General features: G+C 70.4%; 20 protein-coding genes and 1 pseudogene. 14 read left to right on the top strand and 7 right to left on the bottom strand.

From position 1 onward, the window contains the following. Nucleotides 1-3 precede the first annotated feature (3 nt). A complete protein-coding gene (locus C441_RS11915; RefSeq protein ID WP_007275305.1) occupies nucleotides 4-705 on the bottom strand; it encodes a metallophosphoesterase family protein in 702 nt (233 codons plus the stop codon). 183 nt (nucleotides 706-888) lie between these two features. Between C441_RS11915 and map the strand changes: the two genes are divergently transcribed. The 3 genes from map (at nucleotide 889) to C441_RS11900 (ending at nucleotide 3,435) form a co-directional block, all read left to right on the top strand. After that, nucleotides 889-1,779 (top strand): type II methionyl aminopeptidase, encoded by an 891-nt coding sequence (gene map, locus C441_RS11910; protein WP_007275304.1) that lies wholly within the window; start codon nucleotides 889-891, stop codon nucleotides 1,777-1,779. A 72-nt stretch (nucleotides 1,780-1,851) separates the two neighbouring features. Beyond that, entirely contained in the window at nucleotides 1,852-2,418 is a 567-nt protein-coding gene (locus tag C441_RS11905; protein ID WP_007275303.1) for an HIT family protein, read from the top strand. An 81-nt stretch (nucleotides 2,419-2,499) separates the two neighbouring features. After that, on the top strand, nucleotides 2,500-3,435 hold the full coding sequence (locus tag C441_RS11900; RefSeq protein ID WP_007275302.1) for a cation diffusion facilitator family transporter: 936 nt from the start codon (nucleotides 2,500-2,502) through the stop codon (nucleotides 3,433-3,435). A gap of 15 nt (nucleotides 3,436-3,450) precedes the next feature. Here the strand turns inward: C441_RS11900 and C441_RS11895 are convergent, their stop codons facing one another. Together C441_RS11895 and C441_RS11890 are read right to left on the bottom strand one after the other, a co-directional pair. Beyond that, nucleotides 3,451-4,041: a S26 family signal peptidase gene (locus tag C441_RS11895; RefSeq protein WP_007275301.1), complete on the bottom strand. Its 591-nt coding sequence runs from the start codon at nucleotides 4,039-4,041 to the stop codon at nucleotides 3,451-3,453. Between the two features lie 95 nt (nucleotides 4,042-4,136). Next, nucleotides 4,137-5,426, bottom strand: coding sequence for a tRNA (N(6)-L-threonylcarbamoyladenosine(37)-C(2))-methylthiotransferase (locus tag C441_RS11890; RefSeq protein ID WP_007275300.1), 1,290 nt, complete (start codon nucleotides 5,424-5,426; stop codon nucleotides 4,137-4,139). Between the two features lie 261 nt (nucleotides 5,427-5,687). On the opposite strand from C441_RS11890, the gene C441_RS11885 reads away from it, so the two are divergent. From C441_RS11885 to C441_RS11875, 3 genes and pseudogenes are all read left to right on the top strand, one after another. Next, entirely contained in the window at nucleotides 5,688-6,089 is a 402-nt protein-coding gene (locus tag C441_RS11885) for a DUF5518 domain-containing protein (RefSeq protein ID WP_007275299.1), read from the top strand. Between the two features lie 190 nt (nucleotides 6,090-6,279). Next, nucleotides 6,280-7,607, top strand: a pseudogene (locus C441_RS11880) (outer membrane protein assembly factor BamB family protein). Next, nucleotides 7,604-8,824, top strand: a complete 1,221-nt coding sequence (locus C441_RS11875; RefSeq protein ID WP_007275297.1) for an outer membrane protein assembly factor BamB family protein — start codon at nucleotides 7,604-7,606, stop codon at nucleotides 8,822-8,824. The pseudogene C441_RS11880 and the gene C441_RS11875 overlap by 4 nt, the downstream one beginning before the upstream one ends. A gap of 51 nt (nucleotides 8,825-8,875) precedes the next feature. On the opposite strand, the gene C441_RS11870 is transcribed toward C441_RS11875, so the two are convergent. Together C441_RS11870 and deoC are read right to left on the bottom strand one after the other, a co-directional pair. Continuing rightward, entirely contained in the window at nucleotides 8,876-9,874 is a 999-nt protein-coding gene (locus C441_RS11870) for a calcium/sodium antiporter (RefSeq protein ID WP_007275296.1), read from the bottom strand. A 105-nt stretch (nucleotides 9,875-9,979) separates the two neighbouring features. Continuing rightward, nucleotides 9,980-10,618 carry a deoxyribose-phosphate aldolase gene (gene deoC / locus C441_RS11865; protein ID WP_007275295.1) on the bottom strand — a complete coding sequence of 213 codons (639 nt, stop codon included), beginning with the start codon at nucleotides 10,616-10,618 and terminating at the stop codon, nucleotides 9,980-9,982. A gap of 66 nt (nucleotides 10,619-10,684) precedes the next feature. Between deoC and C441_RS11860 the strand changes: the two genes are divergently transcribed. From C441_RS11860 to C441_RS11850, 3 genes are all read left to right on the top strand, one after another. Then, a complete protein-coding gene (locus C441_RS11860; RefSeq protein ID WP_007275294.1) occupies nucleotides 10,685-11,494 on the top strand; it encodes a DUF63 family protein in 810 nt (269 codons plus the stop codon). Nucleotides 11,495-11,608: 114 nt separating this feature from the next. Then, the gene (locus C441_RS11855) at nucleotides 11,609-12,526 is read left to right on the top strand and encodes a carbohydrate kinase family protein (protein WP_007275293.1); all 918 of its coding nucleotides are present in this window, start codon (nucleotides 11,609-11,611) and stop codon (nucleotides 12,524-12,526) included. 69 nt (nucleotides 12,527-12,595) lie between these two features. Beyond that, a complete protein-coding gene (locus tag C441_RS11850) occupies nucleotides 12,596-13,120 on the top strand; it encodes a hypothetical protein (RefSeq protein ID WP_007275292.1) in 525 nt (174 codons plus the stop codon). A gap of 9 nt (nucleotides 13,121-13,129) precedes the next feature. Here the strand turns inward: C441_RS11850 and C441_RS11845 are convergent, their stop codons facing one another. After that, nucleotides 13,130-13,567: a universal stress protein gene (locus tag C441_RS11845; RefSeq protein WP_007275291.1), complete on the bottom strand. Its 438-nt coding sequence runs from the start codon at nucleotides 13,565-13,567 to the stop codon at nucleotides 13,130-13,132. Between the two features lie 179 nt (nucleotides 13,568-13,746). On the opposite strand from C441_RS11845, the gene C441_RS11840 reads away from it, so the two are divergent. Continuing rightward, a complete protein-coding gene (locus tag C441_RS11840) occupies nucleotides 13,747-14,475 on the top strand; it encodes a nucleoside phosphorylase (protein ID WP_007275290.1) in 729 nt (242 codons plus the stop codon). A 9-nt stretch (nucleotides 14,476-14,484) separates the two neighbouring features. Then, nucleotides 14,485-15,915 carry a universal stress protein gene (locus C441_RS11835; RefSeq protein ID WP_007275289.1) on the top strand — a complete coding sequence of 477 codons (1,431 nt, stop codon included), beginning with the start codon at nucleotides 14,485-14,487 and terminating at the stop codon, nucleotides 15,913-15,915. Nucleotides 15,916-15,992: 77 nt separating this feature from the next. On the opposite strand, the gene C441_RS11830 is transcribed toward C441_RS11835, so the two are convergent. After that, nucleotides 15,993-17,252 carry an NAD-binding protein gene (locus tag C441_RS11830; RefSeq protein WP_007275288.1) on the bottom strand — a complete coding sequence of 420 codons (1,260 nt, stop codon included), beginning with the start codon at nucleotides 17,250-17,252 and terminating at the stop codon, nucleotides 15,993-15,995. Nucleotides 17,253-17,352: 100 nt separating this feature from the next. On the opposite strand from C441_RS11830, the gene C441_RS11825 reads away from it, so the two are divergent. From C441_RS11825 to samp1, 3 genes are read left to right on the top strand one after another with little or no spacing between them, the layout of a single operon-like run. Beyond that, nucleotides 17,353-18,570, top strand: coding sequence for a potassium channel family protein (locus tag C441_RS11825; protein WP_007275287.1), 1,218 nt, complete (start codon nucleotides 17,353-17,355; stop codon nucleotides 18,568-18,570). Continuing rightward, the gene (locus C441_RS11820; protein WP_007275286.1) at nucleotides 18,570-20,042 is read left to right on the top strand and encodes a cation:proton antiporter regulatory subunit; all 1,473 of its coding nucleotides are present in this window, start codon (nucleotides 18,570-18,572) and stop codon (nucleotides 20,040-20,042) included. Before C441_RS11825 ends, C441_RS11820 begins: the two co-directional genes overlap by 1 nt. A gap of 23 nt (nucleotides 20,043-20,065) precedes the next feature. Next, nucleotides 20,066-20,329: a ubiquitin-like modifier protein SAMP1 gene (gene samp1, locus C441_RS11815; RefSeq protein WP_007275285.1), complete on the top strand. Its 264-nt coding sequence runs from the start codon at nucleotides 20,066-20,068 to the stop codon at nucleotides 20,327-20,329. The last annotated feature ends 9 nt before the right edge of the window (nucleotides 20,330-20,338 follow it).

The following is a 20,338-nucleotide window of genomic DNA, read 5'->3' as shown; positions in this document are numbered from 1 at the left end:
GGCTCAGACCAGCGCGGGCTGGCGGGGTTCGAGAATCTTCGAGTCCTTGCGGGACTCGTGGGTGACCTCGGAGTCGACGGCGACGAGTTCGTCGGCGTGGAGGTCGTACGCCGTCAGCGCGCCGCCGTAGACCGCGCCCGTGTCGAGGCCCATCGCGTGCTCGAAGACGGCGGGGTGGGCCATCACGGTGTGGCCGAAGAAGACGCGTTCGGGGCCCTCGTAGTACTCGAACCAGAAGGGACCGTCGTAGCTGTCGCCGGGGTTCATCGCCCGGGTGTTTTCGAGTTCGTCCACGTCGTGTTCGTCGAGCGGCTTTTCGGGGTGGACGCCGCCGTGGACGACGATGGCCCCGTCCCACGTGATAGCGACCGGGAGGTTCGAAATCCACTCGAGGTCGTCGTCGGTCAGCGCGTCTAGCTCCTTCGTGCCGCGGATGAGCTTCTCCTCGTTGTTGCCGCGGACGGTCAGGAAGTTGTCGCGCTCGCGGACGTAGTCCACGACGCCCTTGCTGTCGGGACCTTTCCGCACGAGGTCGCCGACGAAGACGACGAGGTCGTCCTCGGAGGGGTCGAGCCGGTCGACGAGGCGTTCGAGCGCCGGCAGACACCCGTGTACGTCGCCGACGACGTACACGTCGTCCCAGTCGTCGATGTCGACTCGAAGGTGTTGCTCGGCGACGTCGGGGTGGAAGGATGGGACACTCATTGGAAACGTTCTCTCCTATTTCAGAACGTCCCAGCCTAAGAAAGGGTTGCTAGTTTCGGAATGTTGTGCTATATAGACGTGGCAGAGACTATCAGGCATACCTCGCCGGGCGGGGGCGATGGTCCGATTCCGGTCGCCGGCCATCCCGCAATCGCTTTCCGGCGCGGCCGCGAAGTCGCGCCCATGAGCATCGGACCCCTCGACGACGAGACGGTCGAGAAGTATCGAGAGGCAGGGGAGGTCCTCCGCACGGTGTTGGACGAGTCGGCCGAGATGGTCGAACCCGGCGTCACCCACCTCGAAGTCGCCGAACACGCCGAAGCGCGCATCCGCGAACTCGCCGACGGCTGTGCCTTTCCGGTCAACATCAGCATCAACGAGGAGGCGTCGCACGCCAGCCCCGGCCGCGACGACGACACCGTGTTCGGCGAGGACATGGTGTGTCTCGACGTCGGCGTCCACGTCGACGGCTACATCGCCGACTCCGCCGTGACCGTCGACCTCTCGGGCAACGACGAACTCGTCGAGTCCGCCGAGGAGGCGCTCGACGCCGCCCTCGACATGGTCGAAGCGGGCGCGCACACCGGGAAAATCGGCGCGGAAATCGAGGACGTGATTCGCGGTTACGGCTACACGCCCGTCCTCAACCTCTCGGGCCACGGCGTCGAGCAGTGGGACGCCCACACCGACCCGACCATCCCGAACCGCGGCGCAGAGCGCGGCGTCGAACTCGAAGTCGGCGACGTGGTCGCCATCGAGCCGTTCGCCACCGACGGCACCGGTAAGGTCACCGAGGGCTCGAAAAACGAGATTTACAGCCTCGTCAACGACCGGTCGGTCCGCGACCGCATGTCGCGCAAACTGCTCGACGAGGTGCGCGAGAAGTACAAACTGCTCCCCTTCGCGGCCCGCTGGTTCGAGGGCGGCCGCTCCGAGATGGCCATCCGTCGGCTCGAACAGCAGGGCATCCTCCGCGGCTACCCCGTCCTGAAAGAGGAAGACGGCGCGCTGGTCGGACAGGCCGAAGACACCATCATCGTCACCGAAGACGGCTACGAGAACCTCACGCGGTAGTCGGGTGACGCCGGGCGGCACCGGTCGCCCCGAGACCGAAACGGCTTGCCCGTCCGGTTCCATTGAGCCGCCATGGACCAACTGTTCGCCCCGTGGCGCATCGAGTGGGTCGCCCGCGACGACGACCAAGACGCCGACGCCGACGACCCGGACGACGACCGCTGTCCCTTCTGTGCGCTCCCCGAGCGCGACGACGACCGAGAGACCAAAATCGTCGCCCGCTCGCCGCACTCGTTCGTCCTCCTGAACAACTACCCCTACGCGCCGGGCCACGTCATGGTCATCCCGTCCCGCCACACCGGCGAGTTCGGCGACCTCTCGGACGCGGAACTCCTCGACCACGCCCGGCTCAAATCGAAGACGCTCGCCGCGTTAGACGCCGCCTTCGACCCCGACGGCTGTAACGCGGGGGAGAACCTCGGCGGGTCGGCCGCCGGCGGCTCCATCGACGACCACCTCCACACCCACGTCGTCCCGCGGTGGAGCGGCGACACGAACTTCATGCCGGTCATCTCCGACACGAAGGTGCTCGTGCAGGCCCTCGACGACTCCTACGACCAGCTTCACGAGGCGTTCGCCGGCCTCGACGGCGCGGTCGTCGACGGCGACGACGACGCGGTTCGCTTCGAATTAGACTGACTCTAAAACTCACGTCGAGTGCGTCTAATAGCCCGCTCCGCCCCGAAGCGCATTTGAACCCCACTCCCGAAAGCCACGGTAATGGAGCGCAGACGGGCCATCCGGCGGGTCGGATTCGTCGTCCTCGCGGCGAACGTGCTTCTCGTCGTCGGGAAGGGCGGCGTGTGGTGGACGAGCGGGAGTCTGGCCCTCGGGTCCGAGGCGGTCAACAGCCTCGCGGACGCGGTCTACAGCACCATCATCCTCGGCGGGCTTTATCTGACGACGAAGCCACCGGACTGGGAACACCCCCACGGCCACGAGCGCATCGAGCCGTTCATCTCGCTTTTCGTCGCGGTCGGCATCTTCGCCGCCGGCGGAGCGATTCTCTGGCGGAGCACGTCCAGTATTCTCGCGGGGACCTACGGCGGGTCCGCGGGGACGCTCGGCGTCGTCGTCCTCGTCGTCGCGGCGGTGTTCAAGTACGTCCTCTACCGCTACTGCTACTCGGTCGGCCGCGAGCAGAACTCGCCCGCGCTCGTCGCCGCCGGCGTCGACAACCGAAACGACATCCTCACCGCGGGCGCGGCGCTCGTCGGCGTGGTCGGCGGCCAGTTCGGCTACCCCATCTTGGACCCGCTGGCCGCGATGGTCGTCTCCATCGGCATCGTCTACACCGGCTACGAAATCGTCCGCGACAACGTGAACTACCTCGTCGGGGCCGCCCCGCCGGAGTACCTCCGGGCGCTCATCGTCCAGACGGCGCTGTCGCACCCCGACGTCTACGGCGCACACGACGTGGTCGCCCACTACGTCGGCCCCGAAATCGACGTGAGCCTCCACATCGAGGTCGAAGGCGACATGACGATTACCGAGGCCCACGACATCGAGACGTGGGTGGTGCAGGCGATTCGGAACATCGACGAGGTGGACGACGTGTTCGTCCACATCGACCCGCGGGAGCTCGGCGAGTGGAAGGAAGACGACGAGACGGAGCGTTACACCATGTTCTCGCCCGACGGCGGCGACGGTCGCTGACGCGTCGGCGACGCTTCACAGCAGTTTCTGCAGTTCTAACCGCAGTTCCCCGAGATACGGCACGTGGAACTGGCCTTTCGCCCGCACCCAGTCGGGCCGGACGGGCGAGGCGATGCCCCGCGCCTGGTCGTAGTAGTCGTTGTCGTCGCCGCGGGTGACGTAGCCGGCGTGCGGCGCGGGACAGTTCAGGAGTTCGGCACAGGAGTCCGCGCCGTCCACGTACGAGTCGTCGGCCCGGTCGTACCAGTTCTCGCCGTCCTCGACCCGGAAGACCGCGCGGTGGATGATGGGCGACTCGGCGCGCGACGGCGGGGCGTAGACGACGACGTCGCCGGGGCCGCCGAGTCGCCCGTAGCCCTCGCTCGCGTTCGCCGTGACCACGCCGTGGTCGTCGGCCGCGGGGCCCACGTAGCGACCCTCCGAAGTCACGACGACGAGGTCGCCGCGTTCGAGGGTCGGTTGCATGCTCCCGCTTTCGACGGCGACCATCGGCGGCCACACGCCGCTGACCGCGAACAGCACCGCGCCGACCGCGACGACGAGAGCGACCGTCTCCAGCGCGTCTCTGGCGAACGCTCGGGCCTCCGATGGGCTGTCGTCGGACACGGGTGCTGTCAGCCGTCGCGTCGCTATCAATCTTGTTGCCGGCGTCGGCGAAAAACAGGGATACGAACCGACCGTACCGGCGCGGCCCCGACCGCTCAGGCGACCGTCGGCTCTCGCGGTTCGGGCCGTGCGTCGACCGGCTCGGCGAAGGCGTAGACGGTCTGGTGGGCGGTCACCGTCACGCGGGCGAAGTCGCCGGGTTCGAGGCCGTGTTCGGTGGCGTTCTGGACGATAATCTGCCGGTAGGCCTCGTCGCGGCACTTCACGGAGTCGCCGGTGCCCTCCTCGACGACGAGCACGTCGCGCTCCGTGCCGACCATCTCGTCGTAGGCGGCGGCGACGATGTCCATCTTCGCCTCGGACATCTCCTTCGAGCGCTCCTTCTTGAGCGTCCCGCCGAGGCCCTTCAGGTCGGCGGCGTCGGTGCCGGGGCGCTTCGAGAAGCGCGTGACGTTGACCTTCTCGGGGCGAATCTCGCGGAGCAGTTCCATCGACCGCTCGTGGTCCTCGTCGGTCTCGGTCGGATAGCCGACGATGAAGTCCGTCGAGAGCGTCCAGTAGTCGAGTTCCCGGTCGAACGTCTCGACGATGTCGCGGAACTTGTCGACGCGGTGCTGGCGACGCATGTGTTCGAGCACCTCGTCGGAGCCGGACTGCACGGGCGCGTGGATGAAGTTGTAGAGCTTGTCGTGGCGGGCGAACACGTCGGCGAGTTCCTCGCGGATGCCGTGGACGCCGCCGGGGTTGGCCATGCCGACGCGGACGCGGAACTCGCCGTCGATTTCGGTGCAGATGCGGTCCAGTAGCTCGGGGAGCTTCCGGTCGCCCTTGTCCCAGCCGTAGACGCCGGTGTCCTGTCCCGTGATGCGGAGCTCCTTCGCGCCGGCGTGGACGAGCGCCCGCGCCTTCTCGACGTTCTCGTCGACCGAGGGCGAATCGACCCGGCCGGTGGCGAACTTCGTGATGCAGTACGAGCAGTTCGACATACAGCCGCGGGCGATTGGCAGGATGCCGACGACGCCGTCCAAGACGGGCTCGACGCCGGGGCCGGGGGTCGGACACTCGCCGTTGGTGACGGCGGTCGGCACGTCGTCCCAGTGGAGAATCTGGGCGTCGATGCCCTCCTCGCGGAAGTCGTTGCCCTGCGCGAGCGCCATACAGCCCGTGATGATGAGGTCCGCCGTCTCCGCCTCCAGCTCTTTGGCCCGACGGAGCATGTTCCGCTCCGTCTTCTCCACGACCGTACAGGTGTTCATGATGGCGACATCGGCCTCCTCGGGCCCGTCGACGCGGTAGTGTCCGGCGTCGCGGAGCGCGCTCTCGATGGCGCGGCTCTCGCCGCGGTTCGAGGTACAGCCGTATGTCTCGATGTGGTATCGGGCCATTCGGTTACCCCACGTACCGGGTCAGCGGGCAAAAACGCCGCGGTCTCCCCCGGGACTGCCGGCGTCCGCGGGGCGTGATAGCGCCCCGCGAGCGCCTCTCCCGTGACGCGGACGGCAACGGTCCGACGAACACCGACGAGCACGCCCCACGGAGCATCGCGCCGGCCGGACGCTCAGCCCCCCGCGAGTCTCACACCGGCCGTATTATCCGATTGAGAACGAACATAATTCATTATCTCAAACGCTGTATTTAGAGTCGCTATGAAGTTCAACACGCGCGCCATCGCCTACGGGTTCATCGCGACCGTGGTCGTCGGCATCCTCAGCGGCTTCGCGCTTCCGTTCACGAACGTCACGCTCCCCACGGTCGGCTACGTCCTCACGGGCATCATCGGCGGCCTCGTCGCCGGCTACATCGTCACGACCGGCCCGGCCGACGGTGCGCTCAACGGGCTCGTCGGCACGACGCTCGGCGGGATTATCGTCGCCATCGGTCTCGTCATCATGAACGTCCTGTTCGCGGGCGTGTTCTTCGGCCTGACCGTGTTCGCCGCGGCCGTCGTCATCATCGCCCTCGCGGGCATCCCCGGCGCTATCGGCGGCGCACTCGGAAGCATGCTCCACGACCGCTCGGCCGCCCGCCGCACCAGACCCGCGGCCTGAGCCGACGAGTTCGACCTCGATTCTGTTCGACCTCGATCCCTGTTTTATCGTCCGCGTTCCCGCATCCTCAGTGCCCCTTCCGCTCCCTTTCGCTTCCTCCCGCTTTTCCCCCGCTTTTCCCTCGCTTTCGCGCCCTCGTCGCCGCTTCCGGCGAAAAGTTACTTGTCACGGTGTTGTGCAGTTGTGGTCGATGCGCTCCCGCAGGACACAACCCGATTCGCCCTCCGCCCGCGACTCGGCCGCGACCGACAGCGTCGCTTCGTCCGCCGCTGGCACCAACAGCACCAGCACCCGCCGCGGCGCGCTTCGCCTTCTCGGGGCGGGCGCGGCCGCCGGTCTCGCCGGATGCCTCGGCGGCGGCGAGGGACAGACAGACGACGGCTTCCCCGAGGGGGTCCGCTTCGACCGCGGCTGGCCGACTTACGCCCACGACGACGCCAACACCGCGTTTCTCCGCGAAGGCACGCCATCTCCGAGCCGACTATCGAGTACGAACCCGACTTCGGGATGGACTCCACCGAGCCCGTCGCCGCCGACGGGGTGGGCTACACGCCCGGCGACCCGATGCGGGCGCTCGACCCGGCCGCCGGCGAGGAGTTGTGGACCGCACAGGGCGAGGGGTGGACCGCGCCGGTCGTCCTCGACGGCGTCGTCTACTCGCTCGGTGTGACGGTCCACGGCCCGAACCGGCTCGCGCTCTACCGCGCCCGCACCGGCCGGGAGTTCCGGACTATCGAGCTCCCCGGTCGCCCGCGGACGCCGCCGGCGTTCTCCAACGACCGCGAGACGCTGTTTCTCGGCCTCGACGACGAACGCGTCTGCGCGGTCGACATCGACGCCGCCGAGGTCACGTGGACGCGGTCGCTGTTCGGCGCGGTCCGGCGTCCCCTCGCGGTCAACCTCCGCTCGATTTTCGTGGTCACCGAGGGCCAGCGGCTCTACTGCCTCGGAACTGACGGCCGTGCCCGCTGGCAGGTCCCGACCGAGACGGTCGAGACCGTCGCGCCGGTCGTCGGCGACGAGCGAGTGTACATCGCGGGCTGGGACCGCATCGCGGCGCTCGACCGGCGGAACGGCGACGTGGTCTGGGAGGACGACCGCGGCGTCCACGAGCGACTCGCGTTCGACGGCGAGCGCCTCTACGCCGCCCGCGGGTCGCTCCGGGCGCTCGACAGCGCGACCGGCGAGGTGCGATGGACGTACGACCCGCGAGAGACCGTCTCCGCCGCGAGCGTCGTCGGCGACACGGTCTACGTCGGTACGGGACACGGCGAACTCGTCGCCCTGAATCGAACCGACGGCGGCGGCCCCTTCGGCGACCGCGAGCGCTGGTCGATTCCGCTCGGTCGCTACGTCGGCCACTCGCTCGCCGCGACCGACCGCCGGGTGTTCTGCCCGCTCGTCCGCGACGACGGCCTGTTCAGCCTGACTGTCGTCGGCGACGCCGCCGATTCATCTAGTGCGGGCACGACCGCGACCGCGGGGACAGCCGCGGACGCTGGAGGGTCGGAGTCGTGACGCGACCCGACGCGGGGCCATCGAGGCGGGCGTTCCTCGGAGCCCTCGGAGCCGGCGCAGTCGCCGGTCTCGCGGGCTGTGTCGGCGCCGACGAAGGTTCCACGGGCGACGGCCGCGCCGACTGGCCACACCCCTACTTCTCGCCGGAGGGGGCGGGCTACAACCCCCGCGCGACCGGCCCGGCGTCGAAGCCGAGCGAGTCGTGGGGCATCGACGTGAACGGCCTCGAACTGGCGCGCCCGGTCGTGTTCGACGAGACGGTGTACCTCGCCACCAGCGACCGTCTCCGGGCGTTCTCGGTCGCCGACGGCACCGAGCAGTGGTCGGTCGAAAGCGACTCTCAGAGCGGGTTCCGCTCGTCGGTGACGGTCGATTCGGAGCGCGTCTACGTCGGCCACGTCGGGGCCAGAACCGGCGTGCTCGCGTACACCCACGACGGCGAGGAGGCGTGGCACGCGCCGACCGAGTCGAGCGTCTGGGCACCCGTCGTCCGACCCGAACCGGACCGCGACCGCCTCTACGCCTCCGACACCGCGGGGAACCTCTATCGCGTCCGCGCCAGCGACGGTGCCGTCGAGTGGCGCGAGGAGGTGTTCGGTCCGGTTCGGTCTCTCGCGGCCCGGTACGACACCGTCGTCGCGGGCACGGAGGGCGGCGAAGTAGTCGCGCTCCGCGACGAGGGCGTCGAACGCGGCGCGACCGGGCGGTGGCGAACTAAACACCCCGGGGGCGTGCAGGCGCTCGCAATCGCCGAGTCGAACGACGTGTTCGCGGGCTTCTTCGGCGCGGGCGTCGCCCGCCTCAGAGGCGGCCTCCGCGCCGGTGCCGTGGACTGGCACCGCGAGGAGCCCTCGCCGCACGGCTCGCTCGTCGTCGGTCCCCGGCGCGTCTTTTCGACCGACGGGACGGGAATCGACGCCTTCGACAAGCGTGCCGGCTCTCCCTCGTGGGCGGGCGGTGACGATTTCTTCGCCCCGCCCGCCGGTGCCGGCGACACCGTCTTCGTCTCGGACACGAGCGACGACGGCGGCGTCGTCGCCTACGACGCCGGGGGCGGCGTCGGCCTCGGTGACACTCGCGTCGGAGCCGAGCGCTGGCGATACGACCTCGCGGGGCGCGCGCTGACCGGCCCGACGCCGGCGGGTGACGCGCTGTTCGTCGTCGAATCCGGCGGCGACGACGGACCGCGACGGCTCGTCGCGTTGCGGGCCGAGTAGGAGAGCGATTTAGGGGGCGCTCGACAGGACCGTCTCGGGAGACTGCGGCCCTCAGATGAGCCCCAGTATCCACCGCGTGACCTCGGAGGTCGCAAAGAAGGCACCTTCCAAACGGGAGAGGACTCTCCCGGTCCAGAGCGCGGCGACAATCAGGAGGGTGACCGCGACCAGCCACGAGAGCGTCCCGAGCGCCGAGGCGCTCACCGCGAGCGGGCGAGCGACCGCCGCGACGCCGACGATGCCGGTGATGTTGAGGATGTTGCTCCCGACGACGTTGCCCACGGAGACCCCGAGACTCCGCCGTCGGAGCGCGACCAGCGAGACGGCGAACTCCGGCGTCGACGTCCCCGCCGCGACGATTGTGCCGCCGATGACCCACTCGGAGACGCCGGCACCGCGGGCCAACTCCGAGGCGGCGAGCACCATGTAGTCGCCGCTCACCAACACCAGCGCCAACCCGCCCGCGAGGAACACGGCGTCCCGCCCGGGGAACTCGATTCGTTCGGTTATCGAACGGGTCACGCTGTCGTCGCCGAGCGACTGGTCGGTCGATTGCTCGGTCTGTTGTTCGCTTCCGCCGTCGACCTCTGTCTGGGAGCTACGGAGCAGTAACGCCGTGTAGGCGACGAACGCCCCGACTAAGAGGACTCCTTCGAGCCTCGTGACCCGGAGGTCGAACAGGACCACCCCGCCGAGGAGCGTGCTCGCCAACAGGGCGACGCCGTCGCGGGAGACGAGCGACTCCGCGACCGGAATCACCCGAACCAGCGAGATGACGCCCAGCACGAACGCCAGGTTGTAGATGTTCGAGCCGAGAACGTTGGCGACCGCGATATCGCCCAGCCCTTTGTACGCGGCGTCGACCGCGACAGAGAGCTCCGGCGTCGAGGTTCCGATTGCGACGATTGTCAGTCCGATAGTGAGCTCCGAGAGCCCGAATCTCCGAGCCGACCGGACGGCGGCGTCGACCAACAGCCGCGCGCCGACCCAGAGCCCAAGCACTGACACGAGAATCACGACGATTTGAACGGCCTGTTCGCCTCGGAGCATGGTACTGGGTTCTCGGGAGTCGAACAATCAATGTTGGGCCCGCGACGTTCGGGATATATCGATGACCGCGAAACCGCGAGACTGCGAGACCGCTTGACTGCCGACCTACTTCTCGGGCGCGCCGGAGACGATGTCGACGCCGGACGACGCGCCGATGCGCTCTGCGCCGGCCTCGAACATGGCGACCGCCTCGTCGTAGGAGCCGACGCCGCCGGAGGCCTTGACGGGCAGGTACTCGGCCATGAGCGCCACGTCCTCGACCGTCGCGCCGCCGTCGGCGAAGCCGGTGGAGGTCTTGACGAAGGCGGCGTCGGCCTCGACGGCCGCCTCGCAGGCGCGGCGTTTCTCTTCTTCGGTGAGAAGCGCCGTCTCGATGATGACTTTCACCGGAATCGGGACGGCCGCGACGACCTCGGAGATGTCCTCGGTCACGAGGTCGTCCTCGCCGGCCTTGAGCCGACCGACGTTGATGACCATGTCCAGTTCGTCCGCGCCGGCCTGCCACGCGTCGACGGCCTCCTCGCGCTTGGCCGTCGTCGTGTGTTGGCCGTGGGGGAAGCCGACGACCGTCGCCAGCAACACGTCCGGGGCGTACTCGCTCGCCTCGGCGACGTAGCACGGCGGGATGCAGGCGTTCAGCCCCCACTCGTCGGCGTCGTCGAGGACGGCCTCCACGTCGGCAATCGTCGTCTCGGGTCCGAGGACCGTGTGGTCGATTCGGGGGGCGAGGTCGGCTCGGTTCATACCCGGTGGAGGCGACCCGAGGCTAAAGAACGTAAGGCTTTCACGCCGCCCCGCCGCGCCTCCTGCATGGCCATCCTCCCCGAGGGGTTCGCGCTCCCGCCGCTTCCCTACCTCGTCGCCCTCGCCGCGGGGCTCGTCGGCGTCGGCGTCGGACTGACTCGCACGCGCCCGACGGTCACGCCCGAGCACGTCCTCGCGCTCGTCCCGTGGATGGTTGCGGGGTCGGCGCTCCACGTGCTCTACGTCGTCGACGCGCTCCCGCCCGCGGTCGAACCGCTCGCCGGCACGCCCGCGGTCTATCTCTCCGTGGCCGTCGTCGCCGGCGCGACGTGGCTCGCGCTCGACGCGACCGACCTCGCCTCGCCGCCGGCGCTCGCGGCCCCCGGCGCGCTCGTCGCCGCCGGGCTCGCCGGCTTCGCGCTGTTCATCGGCCTCGCCGCCGGGACGCTCTCGGTCGTCTGGCCCGGCGTCGCGCTCGTCGCGGCGCTCGTCGTCAGCCCGCTGACGTGGCGGGTCGTGACGCGACTCGCGCCCGAGGCGGCCGCCGCGGGGTCGCTCGGCCTCCTCGCAATCTTCGGGCACGCCCTCGACGCGCTGTCGACCGCCGTCGGCGTCGACGTGCTCGGGTTCGGCGAGCGGACGCCGCTGTCGCGCGTCATCCTCGACGCCGCCGCGGCGCTCCCGACCGCCGAGGCCCTCGGCGTCGGCTGGCTGTTCGTCCTCGTGAAACTCGCCGTGGCCGGCTTCGTGGTCGCCCTCCTCGCCGACTACGTCCGCGAGGACCCGACCGAGGGGTCGCTCCTGTTGGGCCTCGTCGCCGCCGTCGGCCTCGGCCCCGGCGTCCACAACCTCCTGTTGTTCGCCATCGCCGGCTGAGGCCGGGATTCGGCTGGGGGGCCGCCCGCCTCCGCGTTCACGCTCTTTCCCCGCGCTCCGTAGTCGCCCGACCCGAGGGAGTTATCCCACAGGCGAACCGACCTACGCGGACGCATGTCCCGTGTCATCTGCGCCGGCCACGTGAACTGGGACGTCACCCTCCGCGTGGACGCCCTGCCGGAGCCGGACGGCGAGGCGACCGTCGAGTCGCGGGTCGGCGCGGGCGGCGGGAGCGCCGCCAACGTCGCCAGCGGCCTCGTCGGCCTCGACGTGCCCGCCGCGCTCCTCGGGAGCGTCGGCGACGACGAACACGGCCACGCCGCCGTCGCCGAACTCGCCTCGAAGGGCGTCGACTGCCGCCACGTCGTCAGCGTCGACCGCGGCCCGACCACGGTCAAGTACATCGTCGTCGACGCCGCGGGCGAGGTGTTCGTCCTCGGCTCGCCCGGCGTCAACGAGGCGTTCGAGGCGACCGACCTCCCGACCGACCCGCTCGCGTCGGCCGACCACCTCCACCTGACGAGCCAGTCGCCCGAGACGGCCGCGACGCTCGCCAGACGGGCCCACGAGGTCGACACGACGGTCAGTTTCGACCCCGGCCGGCGGGTCGGCGACCGGGGCTACGCCGACGCGCTCCGCGAGGTGGACTACGTCTTTCTCAACGACCGCGAGGCCGCCACCGCGCTCGGCGAGGCGGCGGTCGAACGCGGCCGGAGCGCCGACGCCGAACCCGTGTCCGACGTGGCCGAGGCGCTCGCGCGGGCGACGCTCGTCCTCAAACACGGCCCGCGGGGCGCGGAGGTCAGAGACGGCGACGAGCGACACGTCCACCCCGGCTACCCCATCGACGCGGTGGACACGACCGGCGCGGGCGACGCCTTCGCCTCGGGGTTCATCGCGGCCCGCCTCGACGAGGCAACCTACGAGCGGGCGTTGGCAGTCGCCAACGCCTGCGGCGCGCTCACCGCGGCCGAACCGGGAGCGCGGACGCGACTCAGTTGGCGGCGGCTGGACGACCTCGTCGAGGGCTGAGCCGCCGCCCGCCACGCCGCTCGGCGACGACCCGACCAGTTTTATCCTCACCAGCCATTCGTCGGGACGATGTTGGACCTCCTCCCGGCCACCGTCGCCGCCCTCGACGCCGCGTCGAGCCTCGGCGCGGTCGCCGGGCGACTGCTTCTCGGCGCGGTCGTCGGCGTCGCGGCCGCGGTCGTGATGGCCATCCCGATGTGGCGACAAGACGACGGCTTCACCCCGGCGTACGTCGCCGCGGCGGTCGTCCGCCGGACGACGCCCGACGAGGTGAGCTTCGGCGACGCGAACGTCGCCCACCACGCCGCCGGCGGGCTCGCGGGCGTCCTCTACGCGGTCGTCTACCTCGCGACCGACGCCGTCGCGCCGGACCTCGGGGTCGCCGGCGTCGACCTCCCCTCGCACCTCGTCGCGACCGCGGTCGTCGTGGCGTTCATCTACGTCGCGTTCGCCCGGTTCGTCCTCCCGCGGGCCGGCCGGCGCATCTACGAGGAGCGCGCGACGGCGGTCCGCGGGCAGTGGCTCCGCTCCTCGCTCGTCTTCGGCGCGACGCTTCTTGTCCTCGCGCCGGTGGTCTTCACCGGGCTCACGTGAGACCGACGGCTATCGAATCGTCACCACCGGGAGCTCCGACTGCCGGACGAGCGACTCCGCGACGCTCCCGAGCACGAACTCCTCGAGGTGCGGGCGGCCGTGGGTTCCGACGACGATGAGGTCCGCGCCGTACTCGGCGGCCGCGCGCAGGACCATCTCCGCGACTCTGCCGACCGCGACCCCCGTCTGTAGCGAGACGCCGTACTCGTCGGCGATTCCCGCCTGCGCCCGCGAAAAGAGCTCCTCGGCGTGCTCCCGCCGGTCTTCGAGCCAGTCGTCCCACTCGCTTGGGTGGTCGCCCCACCCGATTGCGGCGGTGTCGTCTGTGTGGCTGTCGACGACGTACAGCACCGTTATGGTCCGCGAGCCGAACTCCGCGCAGGCGAATTCGAGCGCGCTCTCGGACAGCGGCGACCCGTCGAAGGGAACGAGGACGTGTTCGACCATACACACGATACGACCCCGAGAACGATAATCGCGAGTTCGGTCGGGGCTGACTGTCTGGCAGTCGAGGGCGTCGGCGTCGGGGCGTGACGAGCGCGAGCGCGCGGCGATGGTCGGCCGGGTCGACGCCGCCCCCCGGTCGAACCGCGTCGTTTTTGCCCGCGACCCGAGTGGGTCGGTACATGGCGAAACAGCCCCACCTCCTCGTCGAAGAAGGCGACGTGAACGACATCGCGCTCATCCCGGGCGACCCCGGGCGGGTCGACCGCATCGCAAAGCAGTGCGACAACGTCGAGGAAGTCGCGCAGAACCGCGAGTACAAGGTCGTCAACGCCGAGTACGAGGGCGTCCCGCTCACCATCTCCTCGACCGGTATCGGCTGTCCCTCCGCCGCCATCGCCATCGAGGAGCTCGCCCGCGTCGGCGTGGAGACGTTCATCCGCGTCGGCACCATCGGCGCGCTCCAAGCGGACATCGAAATCGGCGACATGATAGTCGCCACGGGCGCGGCCAAAGAGGAGGGCACCTCGAAGCGCTACGAGTCCGAAGTCTTCCCGGCGGTCCCCGACTACGACGTGCTCACCTCGCTCGTCGAGTCGGCCGAGGCGAACGACGAAGACGTCCACGTCGGCCCCATCGTCTCCGACGACGCGTTCTACAACGAGTCCGACGAGTACGTCGAAGACTGGAACGCCGCCGGCCTGCTCGCCATCGAGATGGAGGCCGCGACGGTGTTCTCGCTCGCCCGCCGCCGGGGCCTCCGCGCCGGCGCTATCTGCACGGTCGACGGCAACCTCGTCGCCGGCACCCAGAAGGGAGCCGACTCCGACGAGGAACTCCCCGAGAAGGCGAAGAACAACGTCGAGCGCGCCATCTCCATCACGCTCGACGCGGTCGCCGACCTCGCGTAGACGAGCACCGTGGACGTCCGCCACCTCGCGGCCCGAGCGGTCGCACGCGTCGGGGCGCTTCGCACCCGAATCCGCCGGATAGAGCGGCGCGAGAAGGTGGCGTTCGGCCGCTGGATAGAGAACACGAACAACCTGCTTCACCTCTCGATTCTCCTCATCATCCCCGTGCTCATCGCCGGGGTGACGCTCATCTCCAACTCGGTCAGCACGCTGTCGTTCCTGCTTTTCCCGCCGCTCGCGTCGGGGTCGTACACGCTGTTTTCGGACCCCGAAGGGCGGTACGCCTCGCCCGTGAAGTTCGTCGTCGCCCTCACGGTCGGCGCGCTCTGCGGCCTCGTCGCGGTCGGCTTCGCCGGGTGGGCCTACGGCCCGACCGGGACCGCGGTCGTCCACCCGTCGGCGGCGGCGCTCGCCATCTTCCTCGCGGGGGTCACGACGTGGGCGCTGGACGTGGAGGCGCCCTCCGCGTTTTCGACGGCGCTGTTGACGCTCGTGACGGGCGACGTGAACCCCGAGGAGTACGTGGTGAGCATCTTCTTCGCCAGCTTCGTCATCGCTATCGCCTTCACCGTCTGGCGCGAGCAGTTCTACGAGCGCCGCGCGGAGTACCTCTACGGAACCGTCCGCGGCGACGACCACGTCCTCGTGCCGATGCGCGGCGAGACGGCGACCCAGACGGCCTTTTTCGCCGCCCGACTCGCCGCCGCCCACAGCGCCGGGAAAGTCGTCCTCCTCGACGTGCTCCCGCCGACGCCGGCCGACGAGAGCGACGCGAACTCGGGCGCCGAGGGCGAGGCCGACGCCGACCTCGACGCCGAGACCGACGCGTCGGTCGAGCGCCTCGAATCCTGCGCCCACAAACTTCGGACCCAGTTGGGCGTCCCGGTCGAAATCGCCGTCGCGCGCGGCGACCCGCTGACGGCGACCACCGAGGCCGCGGCGAACACCAACTCCGACCTCGTGGTGACGCCCTACGAGGAGGACCGCGGCCTGCTTTCGGACTACATCCGCGGGCTGTTCGGCGGGTCGTACGACACCGTGGCGTTCCGCTCGACCGGCGAGACCTACCGCTGGCGGCGCATCCTCGTGCTCGTCTCGCGGCCGGGCGACGCCGCCCACGCGATGATCGACTTCGCCACCCGCCTCGCCGGGAAAACGGGGAGCGTGAGCGTCACGACCTGCATCACCTCGGAGGTCGAGCGCCGCCCCGCGGAGTCGAAGCTCGCCAACTTGGTCGAGACGGCCGACGGCAACATCGAGACGCGGGTCGCCCGCGCCGACGTGACCGGCTTCATCGCCTCCAACGCCGCCACCTACGACCTCGTGGTGCTCGGCTCCAGCGGCGACCGCTCGCCCGCCTCGCGGTTCATCGCGCCGCCGACGTTCGAGCGCATCCGCGAGATAGACTGCGACGTGGCGGTGTTCGACCGCGGGCACTAAGCGGAGAGGGAGCGACGCGGAGCGGAGCAGTCGGCGTCGGCGTCAGTTCGCGCTTGCGACCGGGGTCGCCGGCCTCGTCAGCTCCGACCGTCCGGTTCGGATTCGTCTGACTCGCCCGTCCCGTCAGCCTCGGTCGTCCCGTCAGCCTCGGTCGTCCCGTCGGCGGGCGGGTCGGTAGGCGGGTCGGTGGGCTGTTCGTCGAGCAGTCGTTCCTCGATGGTTTCGAGGCCGCTCCCGCCGACGGCGGACTCGGCGAGGAAGTGGCCGCCGAGCGCCGCCGGGCTGATGACGGTGTTGGCCCCGGCGCGGCGCAGTTTCCGCTCGTTCTCCCGCTGGGTCGCCGACGCGACGATGTGGATGTCGGGGTTGAGCTGTCGCGCCGTCAGGATGGCCAGCGCGTCTTCGGCGTCGTTGTTGGTGGCGACGACGACGGAGCGGGCGGCGTCGACGCGGGTTCGCTGGAGCGCCTCCTCGTCGCTCGGGTCGTCCGTGACCACGGCGTAGCCGCGGTCGGTGAGGCGCTTGGCGCGGGCCTCGTCGGGCGTGACGATGACGACGCGGGCGCGGTCGCCGAGCTTTTCGAGAATCGGTTCGGTCAGTTCCCCGTAGCCGAGGACGAGGATGTGGTTCTCCAGGATGTCGAGTTGTGATTCGGTCATGCGTCCGAGTGCCTTGGTGAGTCGCGCTTCGATTGCGGGCGTGAGCAGGACACCGAGCGCCACGGCGAACGTCGCCACCGTGATAAGGAGCGCCGATATCCCGAACAGCCTGGCGATGGCGGTCTGCGGGTAGATGTCGCCGTAGCCGACCGTGCTCCCGGTGACGACGCCGAAGTAGAACGCGTCGAACAGCGTCTCGATGCCGTTGAACTGCTCTCTGAGCGCCCACGCGCCGGCGGTCGTGTACGTCTGTGCCCCCGCGATTGCGAGGAGCGCCGACAGCTGTGTCGCCGTCAGGTCGAGGTCGCGGTCGAACGCCCTGTAGTTGAACACCAAGAGCGCGAGGCTGATAAGCGAGAGGCCGACGAGCGGGGCCGCCCGCTCGGGCGACTGGACGAGCCCCTGCCCGGCCGTCACCGGGAGCAGTATCGCGGCCGAGTACCACGCGGCGCGGTAGCGGCGGCGGAGCCCGAAGACGCTCGCGAGGAGCAGAAAGCCCGTCAGCGTCCCGGTGAACCCGGCGGTGATGCGGACCGCCTCCGGGATGTACGCGGCCAGCACGCCGCCGCTCACCGGGACGCTGATGTTGAGGATGCCGATGGCGACCGAGAGGACGGCGGCGACGAACACCGTCCCGATGGTCGCGCGGGCACCGACCCACTCGCGTACGGAAGCCATGTCTTTCCCAGTTCTGGCGTCAGAGGGCAAAAGCGGTCGGGTATCGGCCCGTCACGGGCGCGCCGTCACGCCTTTATCCCGTCGGCGAGTGTACCGGCCCATGGCTTCACTCCCCGTCGAAGTCGTCTACGGGCTGTACTTCGGCATCCTCACGGGGCTCGTGCCGGCCGCCGTCGCGTGGCTCCTCGGCTTCGGGTTCCGCTACGTCACCGGCGTCACCGTCCCGGGCCTCGCCGTCGTCGTCCTCAGCGTCGCCATCGCGGGCGCGAGCGGCGGTCTCATGGCGCTGGCCGACCCCTCGATTACGCAGTCGGACAACCAGGTCAGGCTGACGGTCGCGCTGTTGGTCGTCCTGATGGGCTCGTTGTACGCGCACAACCGCGGCGACGCCTTCGCCAACGATATCCCGCGGAAGATGTCGCTTCGAAAGCTCACAGAGCGGTCGCTGTCGACGGACGTGGTCGAACTCGTCGGCGGCCGCGGGCAGGTCAGCGTCACCGTCACCGGCGAGGTCGGCGACATCGAGGGCTACCCGCCGGTCCCGCTGGACATCCGCACCGGCATCCGAAACGGCGAGTGGACGTTCCCGGCCGACATCCCGCTCGTGGAGCTCGAATCGCGGTTCGCCGACCGCCTGCAGAACGAGTTCGACCTCGCCGCCGTCGAGGTCAGAATCGACGAGCGAGCCCGCGCCACCGTCACCGCGGCGGCCCCGGTCGGCGGCCTCTCGAAGCGCCTCCCGGCGGGCAAGCGCGCGGTGTCGGTGACGGCGCTCGTGCCGACGGGACTCGCGCAGGGCGACGAGGTGGTCGTCGTCACCGACGGCGGCACCGAAACCGTCACGGCGACCGTCGCCAGCGTCGAATCGGTCGTCGAGGCCCTGAGCGAACCCGAGGACGACGAGGACGACGCGGACGCGCCGAAGGCCGCGCCGCGCGCCCCCACGGCCGTCGGCGGCGAGGGCCGCGTCACGCTCGCGGTCGACCGAGGGGAGGTCGAACCGCTCCTCGGGAGCGACGTGGACCGGTTCGTCGTCGCCTCCCGCGGCGTCCGCCGGGAGTTCGAACTCGTCTCCCTGCTCCGCCGGGCCGGCAAACGCTTCTCGCGGCTCTCGGTCGGGGCCGACGGGCCGCTCGACGGCGTGACGCTCGGAAAGGTGGGCGTCCGCGACGCCTACGGCGTGGCCGTCCTCGCGGTCCGCCACGGCGGCAACTGGACGATTGCGCCGCGGGGCGACCAAGCGGTCTCCGCCGGCGACACCGTCTACGCGGTCGGGTCGAGAAGCGACCTGACCCGCTTCGAGGAGGTGGTGGCGTGATGTCGGTCGCGCTCGCCTCCGCCGCCCCCGCCGCCGACCTGTTCGCGGCGGTCGGGCAGTCGGCGACCGCCGGGCAGGTGTCGATTCCGGCCGCGGACGACGCGCTCGTCCCGCCGGTGCTCCGGCTCATCGGCCTCGTCGTCGGCGCGTTCATCGTCTCGGCGATTGCCTCGCTTCTCTACCGCTGGTACACCCGGGAGATAATCCCGCGGGCGCTGGCGGTGCTGTTCGGCGCCGCGGTCGTCGCGCTCTACCTGAACACCATCGGCCTGTTCGGCGCGTTCACCACCGGTAGCGAGACCGAGGTGTTCCAACTGGACACCGTGCTTTTCAACATCGGGTCGCTCGCCGGCGGGGCGCTCATCGCGCCGGTCGGCCGGGTCGCCGGCGACCGACTCGCGACCGACGTGTTCGCCGTCGCGGGCGCGAAGGAACTCGACGCCGACGTGAGCCGACTCGTCCGGACCGTCGGCCGCGTCACGTCGGTGACGCTCCCCGAGGACATCGGCGACATCGAGGGCTACGACCCGGTCGCAAAGACCGTCAAGACCCAGCTGAGCGGGAAGACGCTGTTGTTCCCTCGGCGGCTCAGCGAGGCCGAACTCCGCGACCGACTCGCCACGCGCATCAAGGACGACCACGGCGTCGGCCACGTCGACGTGGAGTTCGAAGCCGGCGAGAGCGAGGTGTCCTATCTCGCGCTCGGCAGTCGCGCGGCCGGCCTCGGGCCGACGCTCGCGCCCGGCACCGTCGCGGTCGCGATTCGGGGCGACCCCGGCTCCGGCGCGGCCGCCGGCGACCCCGTGCAGGTCTGGTCGGTTCCGGAACCGGACGCGGGCGACGAGGAGGACGAACCGTCGGACGGCGGCTCCGCGGACGCATCTGAACCGCCCGAGGCGACCGACGCCGTCGAATCGGCCGAGACGCCCGCCGGCGGGCCAGACACCGGCTCGCTGTCCGACGGCGGCACCGACGCGCCGACCGCGCCGGCCGCGCCGACCCGCGTCGCCTTCGGCGAACTCCGCGGCGTCGCCGACGACGTGGCGACCGTCGCCCTCGACGCGGAGGACGCAGAGCGCCTGACGAGCGGCGAGCAGTACCGGCTCGTGACGCTCCCCGCGGACCCCCACGTCGACCGCGAGTTCGCGTCGCTCCTGCGGAACGCCGACGAGACGATGGCGGTCACGACCGTCGCGGCCGGTGCCGACCTCGACGGCGCGCCGGTCTCGGAAGTCGACACCACGGTCGTCGCCATCCGGTCTTCGAACCGCCCGGTCGACGCGATTCCCGGCCGGGGTCGCGAACTGGCGGCCGGCGACACGCTCTACGTCGTCGGTCGGCCGGAGGTGCTCCGGAAGGTCGAACGCCGGGCGACGACCGACACGAGCCGCACCGACGGCGGCGACGACGGGGGCGACGCCGGCGGTTCCGACGGCGACGGCTCGCGGTCGTCCGGGGCGCAATCCTCATGAGCGCCGGGCGACGAGACGGGAGTATGGAGTGGAAGCTGTTCGCCGACCTCGCGGAAGTCGCCGGCGCGCGCACCGTTCGAGTCGACGTCGACGGCGACGCGACCGTCGGCGACGCGCTCGACGCCCTCGTCGGGGCGCACCCGGCGCTCGAATCGCGGGTGTTCGGCGACGACGGCGAACTGTACGACCACATCAACGTCCTCCGGAACGGCGAGGCGGCCGCGCTCGGCGAGGCGACGGCCGCCGGCGACGAACTCGCGCTGTTCCCGCCGGTCAGCGGCGGCTAGCGCGCGGTC

This window comes from Haloferax sulfurifontis ATCC BAA-897 (genome assembly GCF_000337835.1).
In the GTDB taxonomy this organism is placed as follows: Archaea; Halobacteriota; Halobacteria; order Halobacteriales; family Haloferacaceae; genus Haloferax; species Haloferax denitrificans.
This window is presented reverse-complemented; position numbering and strand designations above follow the sequence as displayed.